The organism is Pullulanibacillus sp. KACC 23026 (assembly GCF_029094525.1).
GTDB lineage: Bacteria > Bacillota > Bacilli > Bacillales > Sporolactobacillaceae > KACC-23026.
In genome coordinates this window covers 2480322-2500580 of the sequence record NZ_CP119107.1, presented here as the reverse complement: position 1 = coordinate 2500580, position 20259 = coordinate 2480322, and the positions used below count along the sequence as shown (strand labels likewise).

Below are 20259 nucleotides of genomic sequence, written 5' to 3'. Positions count from 1 at the left end.
ATTAAACGTTTGTTTAAAAAGATGTATCTTGAGTTTGCAAAGGAACACCCCTATGGTTCCCATAGGGGTGTTTTTGTTGCCCAGTTACAGGGATTGATTAGGAGGCTGGGATCTCGTCTCCTACCGATTCACCTTGTTGCAATAAATACATTTTATGATAGAGACCTTGTTGAGCCAGCAATTCTTGATGCGTTCCGCGTTCAACGATTTCTCCATGATGGAGCACAAGAATGAGATCGGCATCTTGGATTGTCGACAGTCGGTGGGCGATGGCAATCGTGGTTCGGCCGTGACGCATCTTCTTGAGGGCGGTTTGAATGGCATCTTCAGTTTCCGTATCAATATTAGCTGTCGCCTCATCTAGAACTAAAATTTTAGGTTTCAGTGACATCGTCCGCGCAAAGGATATCAATTGTCTTTCACCGCTGGACAGGGTAGCACCGCGTTCACCGATCGGACTGTTATAACCTTCAGGGAGTTTTTGAATAAAAGAATCTGCTTGAACGAACGCGGCGGCTTCTTGTACCTCTTCATCGGTCATATCTGGTTTCGCTAAACGAATGTTTGACGCCAGATCGCCAACAAATAAAAAGGAATCCTGAAGCACCAATCCTAATTTTTGTCGAAGTTCTTCGTTGTCGTAAGCATCTAACGGCATCCCGTCAATTATGATCTGACCGCGTTCCACCTTATAAAAGCGCATGAGAAGGTTGATGATCGAGCTCTTTCCACTTCCCGTATGGCCAACTAAGGCAACGGTCTGACCAGGCTTTGCCACAAAGGAAATATGTTTTAATACATCAGTCTGACCATCATAGGAAAAGGATACATTTTTAAATTCAACCTCACCGCTTGTAATAGCGGGATGGGCCGCTCCTTTCTGAGAAGGGGCTAATTCGGTTTCATCCAACAGTCCAAAAACACGTTCTGCGGAAACAATCGCTTGCTGGAAGTTGGTTAATTGAACCATTAGATTATTGATAGGGTCAAAGAAACGGTCAAGATAATTGACAAAGGCATACAATACGCCGATTTCAACAGCGCCAGAAAAAGACTGTATGCCGAAAAAACTGAGAACGAGCATAAGCGTAAGCAAGTAAACGGAGTAAACTGCCGGGCGAAGCATCAAACTGTTCAATTTAATTCGTTTAAAGGTGGCTAAATAGTGTGATTGATTAATTGCCGCAAATTCACGACGAAGCCGTTTTTCCTGTCTCATATCTTGAATGATGTTCATTCCTTGTAAGGATTCATTGAGCTTCGCATTCAATTGACTCAACTTTTGTCTTGTCGCTCTGAATACCTCAGCACTATAACGTCGATACGCCCACATCAATACGAGAATAATAGGGAGGATCGCCAAACAGAAGGCGGCAAGCTCAACATTTAGAAAGAACATCCCAATGAAGATGCCAATCAGCATAACGAAGCTTTGGACAAAGGTTGAAAGGACACTGACAAAAAGTTCTTTGATTGCCTCTGTATCATTAGTGATTCTTGAAACAAGACTGCCGCCAGGGGTTCGATCATAAAAGGCGAGACCTAATGTCTGTACTTTACTAAACACATCCACACGCAGAGTCTGAATAATGCGCAAGGCAATGCTTTGAAAGGATAAACGCTGATAATAATGACAAATGACCGATACGACGTACAGCATGAGATAACCAACACCTAGTAAAACAAGCGGCTTGATCACAAAATGTCTTGGGGTCAAATAACGATCGATAAAGACTTTGGCTAAAATAGGTCCCAATATATCTGCACCTGTTGCCAATAACAAGATAATAAAGGTAATGGTTAAGATTTTTTTATGTGCTTTAGTATAAGAAAGCAGTCGGCGAAAGACATGGCGCTTACTGATCGTCTCTGCTTGAAATGACGGATCGGTCATGATGGTTGACCTCCTTTTTCAACAAGGGATTCTAGCTGCTGTCGTCGGTACATCATGGCATACCACTTATTAGCTGAAAGAAGCTCATCGTGAGAACCTCGTTCAACAATTCGACCATTCTCTAGAACGAGGATCAGGTCAGCATGCTGAATCGTGCTTAAGCGGTGTGTCGAGATAAGAGTGGTTTTGTTCTGCTGATTGTCACGAATCCCAGATAGAATCGCTTCTTCTGTTTTGGCATCAACTGCTGAAAGGGCGTCATCTAATATCAAAATTTCCGGATGAATAACCAAAGCTCTCGCCATCGAAATCCTTTGTTTTTGTCCTCCAGAAAGAGTGACGCCGCGTTCACCGACAACCGTTTGATAACCTTCCTTAAATAGAAGAATGTCCTCATGGATTTGGGCTAATTTGGCAGCTGCTTCAATTTCATCTTGAGTTGCCTCTGGCCTTGCAAAAGCGATGTTTTCCGCGATGGTCGCTGAGAAAAGAAAATGGTCTTGAGGGACATAGCCAATGGCTGCTCGTAAATAAAGCAGTTGTAAATCATTAATCGGGTGCTCACCAATGGTGATTTGACCGTCATAGCCGTCAAATTCTCGCAATAAAAGGCGCCACAAGGTTGTCTTTCCGCTACCTGTTTTCCCAACTACACCAAGTGTTTGCCCTTTTTTAAGATTGAAGAAAATATCCTTTAAGGCAGGTTCTTCAGCTCCGGGGTAGACAAAATGAGAGATTTGGTAAGAAATATTTCCACTTGGAACGATTGCTTTCGCCTGATTCTTGTCTTGAATATCTGGTTTAATCGCTAACAGAGTTTTTATACGGTCATAGGAGGCACGGCCACGTTCAACAATGTTAAAGAGAAAGCCAAAGGCAAGCATTGGCCAAACGAGCTGTCCTAGATATAATGTGAAGCTCGTAAGTTGACCAATCGTTAAAGAACCATGGACAACGAATACAGCACCAAATATCAATGATAGAAAATAGGACACGGCTACAATAAAGGTAATGGTAGGATCAAACAGAGCATCAATTCGTGCTACGGAAATGTTCTTATCCACAACATCTTGTGACATCGTTTGGAAGGTTTGTGTTTCTTTTTTCTCCAAACCAAAGGCTTTCGTCACTCGAACTCCCGAGATGCTTTCTTGAACTTTATCATTTAAATCAGAAAAAGCGGCTTGAGCTTTGTAGAATCGTTCATGCAACAGATTGCCGTAATGGCTGGTAGCCCAGGCCATGAAAGGCATGGGAATAAGGGCAATCAATGTGAGTTTCCAATTTATCAAGATCGCCATTGAAAGAATAACCATGGCTCCCATGGATACCGAGTCTACCAAAGTTAATATTCCGTCGCCTGCCGCATCTTCAACGGCCCGAATATCGTTGGTCGAGTGCGCCATTAAGTCACCGATTCTGCGGTTGTGATAAAACTGCGGAGCCATTTTGGTAAAATGACGAAACAGCGTATCTCGAAGTTGCTTCGAAAGCTTGATCGATGACCCAAAAATAAATTGACGCCAGAAGTAGCCAAATGCGTAATAGATGATGCCTATAATAACTAAAAAGACCATCCACTTGACTAAATTTTCAGCAGTTAAGGTCCTAAGGCGTATTTGATCAACGAGAAGCCCTACAACGTAAGGAGGAACCATTGATAGAAGACTTGCTCCCATTAAGAACAGGACACCGGCAAGATAGTTCCACTTCTCTTGCTTGAAATACCACCTTAAATCTAAAAATAACTTCATCACTTTGTCTCCTTCAATCGTTTCTAAGATCAAAAAACCACGGTTCCTTTGCCCCGCGGTTATCGACTTCGCTATTTAACTATCAAGTTTCTTACGCCCGCAAGTCATACTCGTATGAAGTTAATTGAAATAGGTCAAAAGGCGTAAGTGCTAACAAAATAATTTTATAGAATTGTTGCAGAACTGTAAAGAATGAAAATTCGTTTGGTTTGACTCCTTCCATTTATTACAGATCCCTATAGATTACGGTATAATAAATGGAATCTTATGTAATTAAACTTATAATCAGGGAGGCTTCAACAAATATGATTGAGCACATTGTCTTACTTAAATTTAGTGAACAAACGACACAGGACCAAAAAGATGAGGCGTTAAAAAAACTCGTTCATTTAGGAAACGTTCTGCCAGGTATTCTTGATATACAGGCAGGTTATGATTTTTCTGGACGCGCACAAGGCTATGAAGCAGGACTAACCGTTCGCTTTGAGTCAAAAGAAGCGTTGCAGAATTACGGCCCTTCAGAAGCGCACCAATCTGTCATAAAGTACTTAGATGAAATTGGGACCTTGGACCGGCTTGTTATGGATTTTGAACTTGAGTCAAAGTAAGGGCGAGCCCAAACAGATAAGATAAGCAACTATGTAAGGAGACATGGGAGGGGAGTCTATATGAATTTTAAGCGTTATGCAAATCCTAGCCTTTTTTTAGAAAAAGTCGAACCCTTTTTATTGAAGAATGAAGCCGTCCATAATTTGCCTTTAGGAATTTTAAAGCGACTAGCACAAAATGGCGATCACTCCTTTAATTCAGGTGACCCTTTTATGGCTGTCTATACAAACAATGTCGATTCTCTTCGTCTTATCCTCCTCATGACACCGCCTCATCATTTAATTATGGTAGGCGATCCTTTAGAAGAAGAGGAACTTGAACAAGTCATCAGTGATTTGCATTCGTTAAACGTCTCTGTTCCAAGTGTCATTGGGGCACCGGAGCTTGTTGAACCATTTGCTGAAAAATGGGCCAAGCGTACGTCTAGGCAAACCGAAGTAGAAATGGCGCAGCGAATCTTTCGCTTAGATAAGGTGATTCCTCCACATAAAACGGAAGGAACATTTCGACCAGCCGAGTCACAAGATAAGTCTCTTCTAACTAAATGGATTCTTGCCTTTGATCAAGAAGCGATTGGAGGCACACTGACAAGGGATCAGGCAGAGGAGCGGGCAGAAAGAGGCATTAATGAACCCGATCTCTATGTTTGGGAGAATAATGGACGGGTTGTCTCGATGGCAAGCGGTTCGCGTCCAACCGAAAACGGTATTACCATAAGCCTTGTTTACACCCCGCCAGAGGAAAGAGGGAAGGGGTATGCGTCCCATTGTGTGGCTCAATTAAGTCGTTTTTGCTTAAATATTGGCTATCACTTCTGCACATTATATACAGATCTATCTAATCCCGTATCCAATAAAATTTATCAGCAAATTGGCTACCAACCAGTTGGGGATTCCATCGTCATCAAATTTAATTAAACGCTCCACAGGTTAAGGAACATAGCTGAGCGGGTATCTTCAAGCTTAATGGACATTTCTCCCTTCATTTTTCCCCCATCTATAGAGTGGTGTCCGCTTGATACTGATTTAATAAAGAGAGATTTCACAAAAGGGTGAAAGACAATGGATTATGAAGAAAAAGCAAGACTAGAATGTTCACTATGGGAACAAGATATCTTGACTCCTTCCTCAAAATTTTCACAACTCGCTAAGAAATGGCAGACGACGATCAATAACAAAATCCCACAAAAAGTTCACGATACGATAACGGCCGGGATTAAGCATATGGTCAAAACCGTGCTGATCGGATCAAAATGGATGACAACAGAAAGTCCATTAGACCGTTCTATTTCTTTAGAAGAGCGAGAGATGATTTTGTCAAAAAAGCAGAGAAACTTTGCGCGAATCGCAAGTGTGGAAGGGGCAGGAACAGGAGCAGGCGGCCTATTAATGGGGTTAGCTGATTTTCCTTTGTTACTCTCTATTAAAATCAAGTTCCTTTATGAAGCAGCGAGACTTTATGGCTATGATATCAAGGACCCCTCTGAGCGGCTTTTTATTCTTTATGTCTTTCAACTCGCTTTTTCAAGTGATGACAAACGCCGTAACACCTTTTCTATTCTAAAAAATTGGGAGACCGATCATCCAAATCCGGAGACTTTTGATTGGCAAACGTTTCAACAGGAATATCGGGATTCAATGGATTTAGCTAAGCTTTTGCAATTAGTTCCCGGTATCGGCGCTGTTGTGGGTGCCGTTGTCAATTATCGACTTTTAGACCAGCTCGCTCTCACAGCAAAAAATGTTTATCGATTGCGCTATTTCCAGCTTGAGGAGAAAGACCAAAACGGGTAGTCATCCACCCGAAGCAATAAGTTAGCCAAAAGGAGGGACCGATCAAAACGGCCCTCCTTTTTACTTTAAGAATGTAAATGTAATGAGGTGTCCTTTTGAGTCACCAGAAATAAGCGGAGATTTTCCGGTTAAACTGCAGAATGGAGCTCGGGTGCAGGTATATAAGCGGAAGTTTTCCGGTTATCCCGATCAAAAAGACTCCAATCCATGCTTTCTGGAGTCAATAGGCGGAAATTCTCCGTCTATTTAAGCTGTTTTCAGCGCCATTTCCTAATTAAGAGAAATTTCTCCACTTATTTATCAACTCCGTCTTTAAGGAAATCGCAAGCTTAACTCATCGCTATGAATGGTTTATGCTGCGATTTAAGATTTTCACAAGATTATCAGAACTTTCATAGAGAGATAGCCAGCCAATCGAGCAAATTTTGTGGCAGGGAAAAAATTCGCCTGTTCATCTCGGAAAAGCATGGGACTTCGAGATATTGTCTGAAATATCAAAAATGCACTGTTGTATTCGCTTTCAATCTATACCTTTTTTTCTTTTTAATAAAAAAGTTAAAAAAATTCAGCTTTTCCCTTTACAGAAGAACAGGGTATGTTAAAATAAACAAATAATTTTCAAGGACATTTGTCCGTTCCAAAAGAACACAGAGAAAAAGGGATATGATTTGCGGGTAGAGGAGGAAACTAACCATGAAACATAAGATTCTTGTCAGTGATCCAATGAGTGAAAGTGGATTGGAATTGATTTTAAAAAATGATGCGTTTGAGGTCGATCTTTTAACGGATTTAAAAGAAGAAGAACTTCTTGAGATCGTCCATCAATACGATGGTTGGATTGTCAGAAGCGGTACACAAGTCACGGCTCGGCTTATTCAATCCGCCTCCCATTTGAAAATAGTGGGTCGATCGGGAGTTGGTGTCGATAACATAGATGTTGAAGCAGCGACTAAAGCGGGCGTTATCGTTGTAAATGCCCCTGATGGAAACACGATTTCAGCTTGTGAGCATACCCTTGCTATGCTGATGGCACTCTCACGAAAAATTCCGGCCGCTGTTCAGACGATGAATGAAGGAAAATGGAATCGTTCGGCTTTTAAAGGGGTGGAGCTATCCGGGAAAATACTTGGGATTGTCGGCTTTGGACGCATTGGTGTCGAAGTATCCAAACGTGCAAAAGCCTTTAACATGACCATTATGGCTTATGATCCTTTCTTGACAGAAGAGCGCGCCGAGAAGTTAGGTGTTCAATTATCGACTTTAGAAGACATCTATGAAGCGGCTGATTTTATTACGGTACATACGCCACTTATCAAGGAAACCCATCACTTGATTAATGAAAAAGCCTTCTCGCTTATGAAACCGGGAGTCCGCATTATAAACTGTGCACGCGGCGGTATCATTGATGAGACAGCTCTGTACAAGGCCATCCTGTCTAAGAAAGTGGCAGGTGCTGCACTGGATGTTTTTGAGTCAGAACCCCCTACCGATCATCCATTAATTGGTTTAGATGAGGTGATTACAACGCCTCATTTAGGGGCCTCTACTGTCGAAGCCCAAGAGAAGGTGGCTGTTACGATTTGTGAGGAATTTATAAGATTCTTTCAGGATGAGCCTGTCCACCATGCAGTGAATTTGCCAAACTTCTCCTCGCAAACTCGCAAAGCACTTGAACCGTTTATGGAACTGAGTGTGAAATTAGGTCAAGTTGCGGCACAGCTTATTGAAGGAGGTCCGAAAACCATTGATATCACTTATTCGGGTGAATTGGCAGAGCTTTCTACTGATCTCTTAACAAGATATCTTCTTATGGGCGTTTTGAAGCGTTACCTTGGAAGTCAAATCAACCTGATTAATGTTAAGCATTTTGTCAAGGAGAACGGTCTAGAGTACAACGTTAAACGGTCACCGCACGCAGAAGGCTTTACTGGTCTTATCACACTATCTCTTAAAGCAGGCACACAATCACGTTCAATTTCAGGGACACTTCTCAATGGCTATGGGTCTCGAATTGTAAAGCTTGATCGTTATTCGGTTGATTTACCGACAGAAGGGCATTTGCTCATCATTCAGCACCATGATTTACCGGGCTTAATTGGTCAAGTAGGGACATTACTAGGTAAACAATCGATTAACATCGGATCCATGCAAGTTGGCCGTACATCCGTTGGCGGTGAGGCGATTATGGTTTTAACGGTGGATCGGCATGTGGATGCCCTGCATCAAGCAGCTCTCGAACGGCTTGAGCATATCAAACAAGTGACGTTTGTTGACTTGTGAGTCGATCGAGCTCGGAATGGACAAAAGGAGGTTAAGACGTGAAAGAAATCGTCAAAGTAGGGCTTTTAGGACTAGGTACAGTTGGCGGCGGTGTCTACAAGATTATCCGCAATCATCAAGAAGAATTATGTCACCGAATTGGTTCAGGGATTGAGATCAAAAAAATATTAATTAAAAATGAGGATAAAAAAAGAGAGGTTGATTCCCGTCTCTTAACTAAAAATTCAGATGACGTTTTGGCAGATCCGGATATTGATATTGTAATCGAGGTTATGGGTGGGATTGAAGAATCGAAGCGATATATTTTAGAAGCTTTAAGACAAAAGAAACACGTCATTACCGCGAATAAAGATTTAATGGCTCTATACGGAAGTGAACTACATGCCTTCGCTTTAGAAAATGGGTGTGATTTATTCTATGAAGCTAGTGTTGGCGGCGGGATTCCGATTATCCGGAGTCTGGTGGACGGTCTTGCATCTGACCGAATCAATAAATTAGTAGGGATTGTAAATGGCACGACCAATTTTATCTTGACGAAGATGACCAAAGAAGGAGCAGATTACAATTCTGTGCTAAAAGAAGCGCAAAGGCTTGGTTTTGCTGAAAGCGACCCAAGTGGTGATGTCGAGGGCTTGGATGCTGCAAGAAAAATGGTTATTTTAAGTCAGCTCGGTTTTCATATGAGATTCAATCTAAGCGATGTATACGTTGAGGGCATTACAAAGATTAAGCCTGAGGATATTGATTATGCCGCACAGCTTGGTTACACCATTAAACTAGTTGGGATTGCCCAAAGAGATCAAGGAGAGGTTGAGATTAGTGTTCAGCCGGCTCTGTTGCCAAATGAGCATCCCTTGGCTTCGGTCAATAATGAATATAATGCGGTTTACATCTATGGGGATGCGATTGGTGAGACGATGTTTTATGGTCCCGGTGCCGGTCAATTCCCAACCGCCACATCCGTTGTTTCAGATCTTGTTGCGGTCGCACGAAATATGCACCTAGGGATAAATGGTCAGCACACCGTCTTACCACACTATGAAACCCATTTAAAAAAAGAGGAAACGATCTTTTCAAAATTCTTTTTAAGATTCCATGTTAAAGATCAAGCAGGTGCCTTTTCACAAATTACGGCCTTGTTTGCGGAAAATGGCATTAGTTTAGAAAAATTAATTCAAGAACCGATTGGAATAGAGGGACTAGCAGAAGTTGTGATTATTACGCATCGAACGAATCGCGCTTCCTATACAAGATTAATCAGTCAATTAAACGATTTAGACATTGTAGACTGCTTAGAGGCAAGTTATAGAGTGGAGGGAGAATAAAACATGAAACCATGGAAGGGCATTTTAGAGGCTTATAAAGAATTTTTACCAATTAACGAAGGAACTCCTATGCTGACCCTACATGAAGGGCAGACACCGCTTGTTCCATTAGTTAAGTTATCGGATAAATTGGGAATTGAACTGTACGCAAAGGTCGAAGGAGCCAATCCGACGGGTTCTTTCAAAGACCGCGGTATGGTGCTTGCCATGGCAAAGGCCAAAGAGGAAGGGGCCAAAACAGTTATTTGTGCATCAACCGGAAATACATCGGCCGCCGCCGCCGCTTATGGAACACGGGCCGGCCTTCGCACCATTATTGTTGTACCTGACGGAAAGGTCGCGCTAGGCAAATTAGCTCAAGCCGTCATATTAGGGGCCGATATCTTTTCACTCAAGGGAAATTTTGATCAGGCGCTCAAACTTGTTCGAAAGGTGAGCGAAGAAGGACATGCCACTCTCGTCAACTCCGTGAATCCTTATCGAATTGAGGGACAAAAGACTGCGGCTTTTGAAGTGTGCGATCAATTAGGGGGTGCCCCTGATATTCTAGCCATTCCAGTTGGAAATGCGGGAAATATTACAGCTTACTGGAAAGGCTTCAAAGAGTATCACGAAAGGTTTGGAACAGGACTTCCTGAAATGCATGGCTTCGAAGCAGAGGGAGCCGCTGCCATCGTTCGAAATGAGGTCATTGAAGCGCCAGAGACCATCGCAACGGCTATACGAATTGGTAATCCTGCAAGCTGGTCGTTTGCCGTTCAAGCAGCGGAAGAATCTAAAGGGGTCATCGATTCTGTAACAGATGATGAGATTTTAGAAGCGTATCAATTACTAGCAAAATATGAAGGTTTGTTTGCGGAGCCCGCTTCCTGCGCTTCTATTGCCGGTATTATTAAGCAACGGGAAAATGGGATCATTAAAGCAGGTGTTAAAGCAGTGGCTGTTTTAACCGGGAATGGATTAAAAGATCCAGCAACGGCCATGAATACTCTAAATATCCAGCCCGTTATTATTGAAAATGATGAAAAAGCTTTTCTATCCCATCTTGAAGGCAGTTTTAGTCGATGAAAGGCTTTCGTATCGTGGTTCCAGGCAGTACCGCTAATTTAGGCCCTGGCTTTGATTCGATAGGGCTTGCGATCAATCGTTATCTTACACTCGACGCAGTCCCGTCAAAACGATGGCAATTTAATTATGTTCAATCGGATTATCAAAATCTGCCGCGGGATGAGTCCAATCTCATCGCTCAAGTTGTTGACTATACACTTGTTTATTCAGGGGTTAAGAAGGACGATCGCGCCTTTCAAGTTACAATTGATTGTGAGCTCCCTTTAGCAAGAGGGCTTGGAAGCAGTGCCGCCGCAACCGTTGCCGGGATAGAGCTTGCGAACCTCCTTTATGGACTCGACTTGTCTATTGAGGAAAAAGCTCGAATCGGCTCTCTATATGAGGGTCATCCAGATAATATTGGAGCGTCTCTGTATGGCGGACTTACAATAGGTACCCATTCAAGCGAGGAGACTTTTATCATCCCATGGGGAGCGATACCTTTAGAGCTTGTAATCGTTGTACCTAGACCACAACTCTTAACCTCTCATTCTCGAGCGCAATTGCCAGAGAGTATGAGCTTCAAAGAATCCGTTCAGGCTTCAAGCTATGCCAATGTCTTGATCGCGTCATTACTCAAAGGGGATCTAGAAATGGCAGGGGAGATGATGCGGCGGGATTTATTTCATCACCCTTATAGAAAACGTCTTGTTCCACAATTGGAAGAAACACTGGCTCTGCTTGAAAACGAAGTGGACTGTGGAGCAGCCCTTAGCGGCGCCGGACCTTCTGTTTTAGTTTTCATGAAAGAAGGAAAATCAAAAGAACTCTTTCCTTACTTAACGAAGGCTTTTCCAGATTGTGAGGTTGAGTGTCTTTTCCCTGAAGCAAAAGGCCTGACCGTAACTGCGTTTAATCCTGCTTTTTAATATCATTCGTAATGAAGAGTAAGTGATTGATAAAGGCATGCGGTCCTAACTTCTCTTAAAGTTCCCTTTAAAAAGTATTTGATTGAATGTGTTGAAAAACGTATGATACAAATACAGGGTTAAAAAAGGGGGCTATTATGAGAATCACAAATATAAAACAACAGGCCAGACGTTCTCTCTCCAATAACTGGGGATATGCGGTATTAGTTACAATTATTGTGGGTGTCGTTAATATGATACCGAATTTGATTGAATCCATGCTAAGCGGCCATTTTATTGATATAAGTGCCGCTGATCACGCACCATGGTTCGCACAACTTATCAGTTATTTATTATCCATTTTTCTTATTCCGTTATCGATTGGATACAATTGGTATAATCTTGCTCTATTGCGAGGAAAACGAGAGAAATGGACATCTGTTTTTGAACCGTTTGATGTGTCGATCTATCTTAAAATGTTAGGCGGCTCATTGCTTATTGCCATTTACTCGTTTTTATGGTCACTCTTATTGATTGTTCCAGGCATTATCAAAAGCATGGCTTATTCTCAAACCTTTTATATTTTAAAAGATCATCCTGAACTTACCGTTAATCAAGCGATAACTAGAAGCCGCAAGCTGATGGACGGTTATAAATGGAAATACTTTCTTTTTATGCTAAGCTTTATTGGGTGGGGGCTGCTGTGCGTGGTGACAGCTGGGATCGCGCTCTTATGGGTCGCGCCTTATTACAATACGGCATGCGCCAGTTTCTATAACGAGTTAATTGAAAGTGAAGACAAGCGTTTCTAACAAAATAGAGCCGTCTGGAGATAAGGCTTTGGCCAAATCTTCGGACGGCTACTTGCTTTTTACATAACAACTTTTGATTGCTCTAAAGGATGCAGCGCATGACTTTTATCAATAAAAACAAACGCATTGTACCTTTTGGCAAGATTCGTGGCAACATAATTTCCAAATAATTCATACTGTGGTTCATACACGACACCAATTGCCCGATGCCCTTTTATAAAATGGAAAGTTGGGTCATTAGAGGGGATTAACAACAACTGGTCACTTGGGTTGGCCGCATGAAACAAGTATTCCCAGCTCTCTTCTGCAGCAGGGGGCACATCGATAACTTTAAATGGATCTCCCCAAGAACCACTTGCAATCACACTTCCTTGATAAGAGCCAAAGCCCACTATAAAAATAGGATCATCTCCAAAATGCTCTCGGACTAATTGGCCAACATTAATTTCACCCTCATCGACCATGGTGGTCGCACGTGCATCGCCAACATGCGTGTTATGCTCCCAGACAATTCCTTTGGCATCTGGACCATGGTGGTTCATCAAAGCGATTAACGTATCCGTCATATGCCTGTCACGAATATTCCATGATTCGGAACCCCCTCGAACCATCGCTCGATAAAAGGATTCTGCGTCCACTGCCACACGAGCATTCATTTCTAAACTAAGCGCTTCTTCTAAATCATCTGTATAAAAATGTTTATTTTTTTGAACAGTTAAGAGAAGATCGACCACTTCTTCTATGCAATCCTCGGAGAAAAAGGAGGCATGAACGCCGTACTTTTCAACACTTCGGTCATGAGGATGAAAACAGGTTAAAGCGGTTTTAGCCTTCTCGATATCTCGTGATCCAATCCGATCAAGATAGTTTAGGATGAGCTCCATTGACTCCCATAGACTATATAAATCTAAACCATAGAACCCTATTTTTTTATCATCGGGCCTATCTCGATTATAGTCTTTCAACCACTCAATTAATGGGATGATTTCTTCATTCGCCCACATCCAAGTTGGCCAATGATCAAAGGATTCCAATACTTGTTTGGCCGAATCAGGAGTGTCCGCGAGACCTTTTATGTATTGGTTCACTTTGTAGCAAGCGGGCCAATCACCTTCAACTGCGATAAAACGGAAATCTTTTTCCTGAATGAGTCTCTTGGTGATCTCAGCGCGATGGGTATAATACTCAGACGTGCCGTGTGAAGCTTCACCAAGTAAGACAAGCTTCGAATCTAGGATGCGTTCCATTAACGGATCATAACGATTCGTCTGATCAAGCGGAAGAGCCCGTTCTTTTATTCGATGAATGACTGTTTCCTTGGTAATAGTTCGCGTCAAAATCAACACCCTTTTCTATACGGATCGCTTACCCTAGATTAGTATAGATCGTCCATTTATTTCTATGCACACAAATAGGAACTAAACACTCAACTTGAATTATTTTTAAGTAGACAAGTTTTTTATTCATATGGGATTTTACAAATTTTTTGATACTTATCAGATTATTTTGATATAATGAACAAAGCACGTCCGATATTGCGTTACATTTCCGGGAGATAAAGGGGAGAGATACATTGATTTTGGAAGCTTCAAATCTATCTTTAAGACGAAATGGGTCCTATCTGTTAAAAGATGTGAACTGGACCATTAATAAAGGAGAGCACTGGAGCTTATTGGGACTGAATGGCTCAGGCAAAACAACATTGTTGAATATTTTAAACGGGTATATATGGCCAACAGAAGGGACGATCTCTGTATTAGGCAACCGTTTCGGTACTTGTGATCTTGGTGATTTAAGAAAGAAAATAGGCTGGGTGAGTAACTCCTTGCAAGAGAAGATGCCCCCCACTAATAACCCCTTACAGATAGCGCTAAGCGGCGTTTATGCGTCAATTGGTCTGTATGAAGAGCCTTCTGAGGATACCATTGCCAAAGCGGTACAGTTGTTAACTGAATTTGGATGCGAAGAATTTATCGAACGGAATTACAATACGCTTTCACAGGGAGAAAAGCAAAAGGTATTAATTGTACGAGCCTTAATGGCAGAGCCAGATCTCCTTATTCTCGATGAGCCGTGCACAGGACTAGACCTGTTTGCACGCGAGCAGCTTCTCTTAATGATTCAAAAGGTGGCGGAAAAAGAGGGAGGACCAACATTGATCTATGTCACACATCATGTTGAAGAGATCCTCCCTTGTTTTAGCCATACTTTATTATTAAAAGCGGGTGAGGTGTTCCAAAAAGGTCAAACCGATGAGGTGATGACAAGTGCTACCCTTTCGAAATTCTTTGGAACGTCACTTCAATTAGAGGAGCGGCGCAAACGTAAGTGGCTCTCCCTTGTTTAATCAAACAAAAAAAACGTCGATGGCTCTCATTTGCCAATCGACGTTTTCTAAAAAAAATTAGTTTTCCCAGTTTTCTTGTATAAACGCATCACGCCCTGATTCAACGCGTTCCTGCTTATATTTTTCTGGATTTTTCTTATAAAATTCTTGGTGCTCTTCTTCAGCTTCATAGAAAGGAGCTGCTGGCAGAATAACGGTTGCGATCGGTTTCTTGAAACGGCCGCTTTCTTCAAGCGCTTTCTTGGACTGTTCAGCTAATTGACGCTGTCTGTCATTATGATAAAAAATAGCTGTACGGTACTGAGGACCTCTATCAAAAAATTGGCCGCCATCATCGGTTGGATCAATTTGAGGCCAATATAAATCTAATAACTGCTGATAGGGAAAGAGAGCGGGTTCAAAGGTGATTTGAACGACTTCATAATGACCTGTTGTACCTGTTTTTACTTGTTTGTAGGTCGGATTTTCCACATGTCCTCCAGAATAGCCCGATTCAATTTTAATAATACCTGGCATCTGGTCAAAAGGTTTAACCATACACCAAAAACAGCCTCCGGCGAATGTGGCTTTTTCATGGTGAGAACTCATAAATCAATTCCTCCTCTAAATCAACTTCGATTCTGTCATCCGCATAAAATCAACACTATCATAACCTTATTTAGACAGCAATTTTTTGAACCTCAAATTAGTAGGTCAAGATCCAGCCGTGACTCCGAAGTGTTAACAGATTTTGAAATATATAAAAAGACGATTGAATCATCACTTTCCGTGCGGTCCAATCGTCTTTTATATTTAGTTTCTTGTTTTTGCATGGCTTCTAATTTGGTTGGGGTTTTGCGTGTCACAGGATTCAGTTCTCTCCAGCTTGCCCGGCTTAATTCTGGGTGACGAAAACCTTCCCGTTTGCGTTTATCCCGATATTTTTTTGCTTTGCTCTTTGCCATCGTTATCACTTCCTATTGTATTTTTGGTTATTATACAGCAGATTATGGATAGGTGAAAGAGGAGATGGTTCGAAAGACGAACCATCTTTAATGGTCACTCATTTGGAGGGGGCGGGGCTTAATGGGTTTTCTTGTTGAAAGAGGAATTGATATTTGGGGCAGGTCCTTAATAAATTGGAAACGGTCACAAACTGATAGCCTTGTTTTTCTAGCTCAGGCAAGATTTGTTTTAACGCATTGACTGTTTGGGAGCGGTCCCCTCCTGCATCATGCAGGATCACAATATCGCCATTGTGTGCATTCTTTATGACATGCTGCGCAATTCGTGAAGCACCGGGGCGTTTCCAATCGTTTGTATCTTGATGCCATGACCAAAGTACAATTTCCATATGATTTTCTTTTAAAGCCTCAATAATGTCTTCATTTAAATTTAGAGCACCGCCCGGAGGTCTGAACAATTTGACCCTATAGGGCTGAAATTGATCGATGGTTTTATCGGCCATTTTAATATCTTTTAGAAATGTCTCGTTGGTCATTTGTTGAAGTCTAATATGAGAGAAAGTATGGTTTTCAATATCATGCCCTTCCATCACTTCTCGTTGAACCAAATTCGGATGTTCTAAAATGTGTTTACCTATTACAAAAAAGGTTGCTTTGGCGTGATACTCCTTTAGGATATCAAGAATTTCGGGTGTATACGTTGGGTCAGGCCCATCATCAAAAGTGAGAGCGATCCATTTTTTCTCGGTCGGAACTTCCCAAACAATATCCCCTCGTTTTTCATAGTAGGAACGGTCAGGGATGAAGGCGAGGGCTGGATTAAATAAACTGAGCCAGAAGCTAATGACAAATGTAACGACAATCATGAATAACCAAGTATAATGTGTTCTCATTTTCAAGTCCCCTAATTAAATGGTTGTCTTTATATAGTGAGTCAGACTAGAACGAATTATGTTTTATTTGGCCAAAGATAATGAAAAACTATTACCAATGTATAAAACCGTTCCATCATGAAATTTAAAAAGCAAGAAACAGGATTTATGAATCAAAATGTGAGATAATAGAGGACAACCTTGAAAAATGAGGAGAATGACCCATGAAATGCAAAGTTAATCGAAATGCGGCAAAAGTGATGAAGGAAATGCTTGAAAGTGAAGAAGCTCAAGGACAGATGATCCGTGTTGTGGTCACCGAGCGACATGGTGATCATGCCCATTACGCTCTAACGTTCGGAACGCCAACAGAGCATGATGAGATCGTGCACACGGATAAAGGTGTCGATGTCCTGTTAGATACACGTGAAGAACTTTTAGATGGCGTATGGATTCAGTTTTTCTATGTCCCTCAAGAAGGCTTCCAAATTGTTAATCCTTCAAAAGGACTTCATAATCATTTTCATTAAAAAACGGGAAGCGAGCTTTTTGAAGGCTCGCTTTTTTATTTTCTTTTGTTCTTACGACTAGTAAGTTAAAATAAGGCTAAAACTATATTTTATTTTCGAGAAAGTCGAGGTGGAAAACCTTTGACAGCATTAAAGTCACTAAAAGGTTTGCATCATGTTTCGGCCATTACAGCACGGGCAGTAGATAATTTTAAATTCTATACGGAAATTTTAGGCATGCGCCTTGTTAAAAAGTCAGTGAATCAAGATGATACATCTGTTTATCATTTGTTTTATGCGGATGAACGAGGGAATCCTGGGACTGACTTAACCTTTTTTGAGATTCCTTTTGCCGGGCACACTTATCCAGGAACAAACAGTATTTCAGCGACCTCACTAAGAGTTCCGAGTGACAAAGCGTTAAACTTTTGGAAAAAACGGTTTGAAGCCTATGGAGTGGATCACGATCCGATTTCCACTGAATCTGGACGTGCTTCTCTAGCGTTTCGTGATTTTGAGGACCAAAGGCTGATTCTTGTATCCGATGAGAATAACCATGGCGTTGCAGGCGGGAAGCCTTGGGAGAAGTCCCCTGTACCCGTTGAATATGGCATTTACGGACTAGGCCCTGCTCAATTGACCGTGGCCGATAAGAAGCTTACTGCTTCTGTATTAATGGATGTTATGGGTTTTCGCGAAACGCGAACGTTTATACAGGATGGACAAACTGTAACAGTATATGAAGTAGGAGAGGGCGGGAGTGGAGCTGAAGTTCATCTCCTCGAAAATTCCGAGCTTCCAAAAGAACGTCCCGGTCGAGGCAGTGTCCATCATGTTGCCTTTCGTGTGGAAAGTGAAGAAGAGCTTAGGAAATGGATTGATCCTATCACCCAATATCGATTGCCTAACTCTGGGTTTGTAGAACGTTATTATTTCAAATCGCTTTATTTCAGAGAACCGAATGGGATTCTCTTTGAACTCGCTACAGATGGTCCTGGCTTTGAAGGGGACGAAGATTTTGAGCATTTAGGTGAAAAGCTCGCATTGCCTCCTTATTTTGAGGATCAACGCGAGGAGATAGAAGCGAATTTAAAGCCTTTAAAAACGACACGTTCTTAAAATGAATAGAGAAGTGGCAGCGGGCTATGGGCAGCCCACCGCCACTTTTTGTCTTAGAAAGGAAGTCAGCAGTATGGATTTTGACATTCAATATTTATCCTTTTTTGTGGTTCAGGTAGAGGGCAAGGGAGACATGGCTGATAAGTCTTATCGGCTTTTTCAGACTCTAGATGAGAGTACTTATGAAGATCATGCTCTTAAGACTTTTTTAGACGGAGAATTGTTAAAGATCTCAAAGCGAAAAGTCGAGAGGCATCCTAAGCAAGATCAAGTGCCAACAAAAATCGGTCGGTTTATTGTCGAACCAAACCATGACCTTACGTCAAACCCCAATTACAATCAATTTCAGCGAATTAGGCAGGCTGAGTCAGCCGAAAACTTTCAACAACAAGCGGAACAACTTGTTCGACTCTATCTCGATACAGCAGCCGTTCGGGGAGGAGTCTTTATTGTCGCCTTGGCAAAATTAACTCGCTATTTTGATGAACCCTTTGTTTTTATCATGAAATGTGATTATGAGCAAAAGGTAGCTACTATAACAGACGAAGCCACACTGATTCAAAATGTGGACCGAGCTATCACGACGAAAAATATGAAATCCATTCAATATCCTTATATGCCGGAGGAAGGCATGCTTGAAGAAGCCGAACTTAAAATTCATCAAGCTTCCCATGCGCGTTACTTTGAAGACTTTCTTAAGTATGTGGAGTATGAGGCCTCTATGCCACAAATTGTAAGAGAACAGGTTCAAGAGATGGTGATGGAGCATATTCAGCAAAATTATGAGGAGAACAGTGAGGAACGCACTCAATATGAAGCCATGATGGAAAACTGGGGAGAGCAGCCGGAACGGTCGATCAAGGAAACATTAACGACTGAACAAGTTCAGGAAGCGGCCTCTCATTTTGTTGAACAAACGCCTGACCTTGAATTAAAGGTCAATATGGATCATATTTTTGTGAAGGGATTATTGTCAGATTTTGGTGATCAGATCCATTTTTCTAAAGTCAATGGGCGCTATGTGCTTGTGATCGAGAGCGATTCCATTATTTTTAATAAAGGCGGTTATTCACCTGTTGAATTTTTAAAACCAGATGATTTCGAGACCGTTGTTGAGAGGATCATGAGAAAGCACCGCTAAATTAGACTTAATAAGGGACAGACCTCTTTTAAACGTTTGAGCAGAGATCTGTCCTCATCACTTATTTTTTGATAAATTCTTGAACCCAAATCCCTTTATTGGTTGTATGCCCGACACCTATATAGGTATAATCCTTACTTAAAATATTCGCTCTGTGTCCTGGGCTGTTCATCCAATCGGTCATCACTTTAGTTGCACTTGATTGACCTTCAGCAATGTTTTCTCCAGCCGATTGATAGGTGATGCCTAGCTTGTTCATCATATCAAACGGTGAGCCATAAGTAGGGCTTGTATGTGAAAAGTAATCGTGCGCTAGCATATCCTGGGCTTTTAAATTCGCCATTTTAACTAGCTCTGGATCCGTTTTTAGGGCCGGCAAGCCTTTATCTTGTCTTGTTTTATTGACAATTTGAATCACTTGCTTGGCGAGAGCATCCATTTGATTAATCGTGGTATTTGTCTTTGGTATATTTTTCTGTGAAGAACTTGATTTTGTATTAGTGTTTGGAACGTTGGTAATGTCTCCATCACTTTGCTTGTTTGGTGTTGGTGCCACATTATACTTGGTTGGATTCGTCTGGTCATTCGGTTCCTTGGGAAGGGTATCAGGCGAGTTATTAGGTTGCTCAACATAATTCGTAGGTGAATTATAGACATGATGCAGACTTCCCAACGACTGAGACCATGAAAATGGATGTTGACTCGTTAAATCGCTAACTGAATCCGGTCCTGTTAAGGCTTTACCAGAAATTTTTCCATGTTTGGTATAGATGACATCCTTTGTGTTATGCTGGCCGACATTTCGGTTGCCTAATGGTTGTGCTCCGCAGCCACTGATTGAAAAAAGAGTGAAGGACAGGAGCGTGATCGAAAGAATCCCTTTTTTCATAATCTAACTCCTTTAA

The 20259-nt window shown here is 41.7% G+C and carries 19 protein-coding genes; 12 read left to right on the top strand and 7 right to left on the bottom strand.

What is annotated here, in order from left to right:
• Positions 1 to 97: 97 nt before the first annotated feature.
• Complete coding sequence (locus tag PU629_RS11645; RefSeq protein ID WP_275280239.1) at positions 98 to 1894, bottom strand: ABC transporter ATP-binding protein; 1797 nt, start codon at positions 1892 to 1894, stop codon at positions 98 to 100.
• Positions 1891 to 3648, bottom strand: coding sequence for an ABC transporter transmembrane domain-containing protein (locus PU629_RS11640; RefSeq protein ID WP_275280238.1), 1758 nt, complete (start codon positions 3646 to 3648; stop codon positions 1891 to 1893). The genes PU629_RS11645 and PU629_RS11640 overlap by 4 nt, the downstream gene beginning before the upstream one ends.
• A gap of 305 nt (positions 3649 to 3953) precedes the next feature.
• Here PU629_RS11640 and PU629_RS11635 point away from each other — a divergent pair, with 305 nt between their 5' ends.
• The 8 genes from PU629_RS11635 (at position 3954) to PU629_RS11600 (ending at position 12422) form a co-directional block, all read left to right on the top strand.
• Positions 3954 to 4256, top strand: coding sequence for a Dabb family protein (locus PU629_RS11635; protein ID WP_275280237.1), 303 nt, complete (start codon positions 3954 to 3956; stop codon positions 4254 to 4256).
• A gap of 60 nt (positions 4257 to 4316) precedes the next feature.
• Positions 4317 to 5174 (top strand): GNAT family N-acetyltransferase, encoded by an 858-nt coding sequence (locus PU629_RS11630; RefSeq protein ID WP_275280236.1) that lies wholly within the window; start codon positions 4317 to 4319, stop codon positions 5172 to 5174.
• A gap of 144 nt (positions 5175 to 5318) precedes the next feature.
• The gene (locus tag PU629_RS11625) at positions 5319 to 6050 is read left to right on the top strand and encodes an EcsC family protein (protein WP_275280235.1); all 732 of its coding nucleotides are present in this window, start codon (positions 5319 to 5321) and stop codon (positions 6048 to 6050) included.
• Between the two features lie 693 nt (positions 6051 to 6743).
• Positions 6744 to 8330, top strand: coding sequence for a phosphoglycerate dehydrogenase (serA, locus tag PU629_RS11620; protein ID WP_275280234.1), 1587 nt, complete (start codon positions 6744 to 6746; stop codon positions 8328 to 8330).
• Between the two features lie 38 nt (positions 8331 to 8368).
• Complete coding sequence (locus PU629_RS11615) at positions 8369 to 9655, top strand: homoserine dehydrogenase (RefSeq protein WP_275280233.1); 1287 nt, start codon at positions 8369 to 8371, stop codon at positions 9653 to 9655.
• 3 nt (positions 9656 to 9658) lie between these two features.
• On the top strand, positions 9659 to 10723 hold the full coding sequence (thrC, locus tag PU629_RS11610; RefSeq protein WP_275280232.1) for a threonine synthase: 1065 nt from the start codon (positions 9659 to 9661) through the stop codon (positions 10721 to 10723).
• On the top strand, positions 10720 to 11631 hold the full coding sequence (gene thrB / locus PU629_RS11605; protein ID WP_275280231.1) for a homoserine kinase: 912 nt from the start codon (positions 10720 to 10722) through the stop codon (positions 11629 to 11631). The genes thrC and thrB overlap by 4 nt, the downstream gene beginning before the upstream one ends.
• A 137-nt stretch (positions 11632 to 11768) precedes the next feature.
• Positions 11769 to 12422, top strand: coding sequence for a DUF975 family protein (locus PU629_RS11600; RefSeq protein WP_275280230.1), 654 nt, complete (start codon positions 11769 to 11771; stop codon positions 12420 to 12422).
• 59 nt (positions 12423 to 12481) lie between these two features.
• Here the strand turns inward: PU629_RS11600 and PU629_RS11595 are convergent, their stop codons facing one another.
• Entirely contained in the window at positions 12482 to 13759 is a 1278-nt protein-coding gene (locus PU629_RS11595) for an erythromycin esterase family protein (RefSeq protein ID WP_275280229.1), read from the bottom strand.
• Positions 13760 to 13995: 236 nt separating this feature from the next.
• Here PU629_RS11595 and PU629_RS11590 point away from each other — a divergent pair, with 236 nt between their 5' ends.
• Positions 13996 to 14769, top strand: coding sequence for an ABC transporter ATP-binding protein (locus tag PU629_RS11590; RefSeq protein ID WP_343076280.1), 774 nt, complete (start codon positions 13996 to 13998; stop codon positions 14767 to 14769).
• Between the two features lie 57 nt (positions 14770 to 14826).
• Here the strand turns inward: PU629_RS11590 and msrA are convergent, their stop codons facing one another.
• The 3 genes from msrA to PU629_RS11575 form a co-directional block, all read right to left on the bottom strand.
• Entirely contained in the window at positions 14827 to 15357 is a 531-nt protein-coding gene (msrA, locus tag PU629_RS11585; protein WP_275280228.1) for a peptide-methionine (S)-S-oxide reductase MsrA, read from the bottom strand.
• 92 nt (positions 15358 to 15449) lie between these two features.
• A complete protein-coding gene (locus PU629_RS11580; protein ID WP_275280227.1) occupies positions 15450 to 15713 on the bottom strand; it encodes a hypothetical protein in 264 nt (87 codons plus the stop codon).
• 98 nt (positions 15714 to 15811) lie between these two features.
• A complete protein-coding gene (locus PU629_RS11575) occupies positions 15812 to 16606 on the bottom strand; it encodes a polysaccharide deacetylase family protein (protein WP_275280226.1) in 795 nt (264 codons plus the stop codon).
• A 203-nt stretch (positions 16607 to 16809) separates the two neighbouring features.
• Between PU629_RS11575 and PU629_RS11570 the strand changes: the two genes are divergently transcribed.
• The 3 genes from PU629_RS11570 to PU629_RS11560 all read left to right on the top strand — a co-directional run bounded on the left by PU629_RS11570 (position 16810) and on the right by PU629_RS11560 (position 19354).
• Positions 16810 to 17115: an iron-sulfur cluster assembly accessory protein gene (locus PU629_RS11570; protein WP_275280225.1), complete on the top strand. Its 306-nt coding sequence runs from the start codon at positions 16810 to 16812 to the stop codon at positions 17113 to 17115.
• A gap of 120 nt (positions 17116 to 17235) precedes the next feature.
• A complete protein-coding gene (locus PU629_RS11565; RefSeq protein WP_275280224.1) occupies positions 17236 to 18213 on the top strand; it encodes a ring-cleaving dioxygenase in 978 nt (325 codons plus the stop codon).
• 73 nt (positions 18214 to 18286) lie between these two features.
• Positions 18287 to 19354: a DUF3900 domain-containing protein gene (locus tag PU629_RS11560; protein WP_275280223.1), complete on the top strand. Its 1068-nt coding sequence runs from the start codon at positions 18287 to 18289 to the stop codon at positions 19352 to 19354.
• Positions 19355 to 19415: 61 nt separating this feature from the next.
• Here PU629_RS11560 and PU629_RS11555 read toward each other — a convergent pair whose 3' ends face one another.
• On the bottom strand, positions 19416 to 20243 hold the full coding sequence (locus PU629_RS11555) for a CAP domain-containing protein (protein WP_275280222.1): 828 nt from the start codon (positions 20241 to 20243) through the stop codon (positions 19416 to 19418).
• Positions 20244 to 20259: the final 16 nt, after the last annotated feature.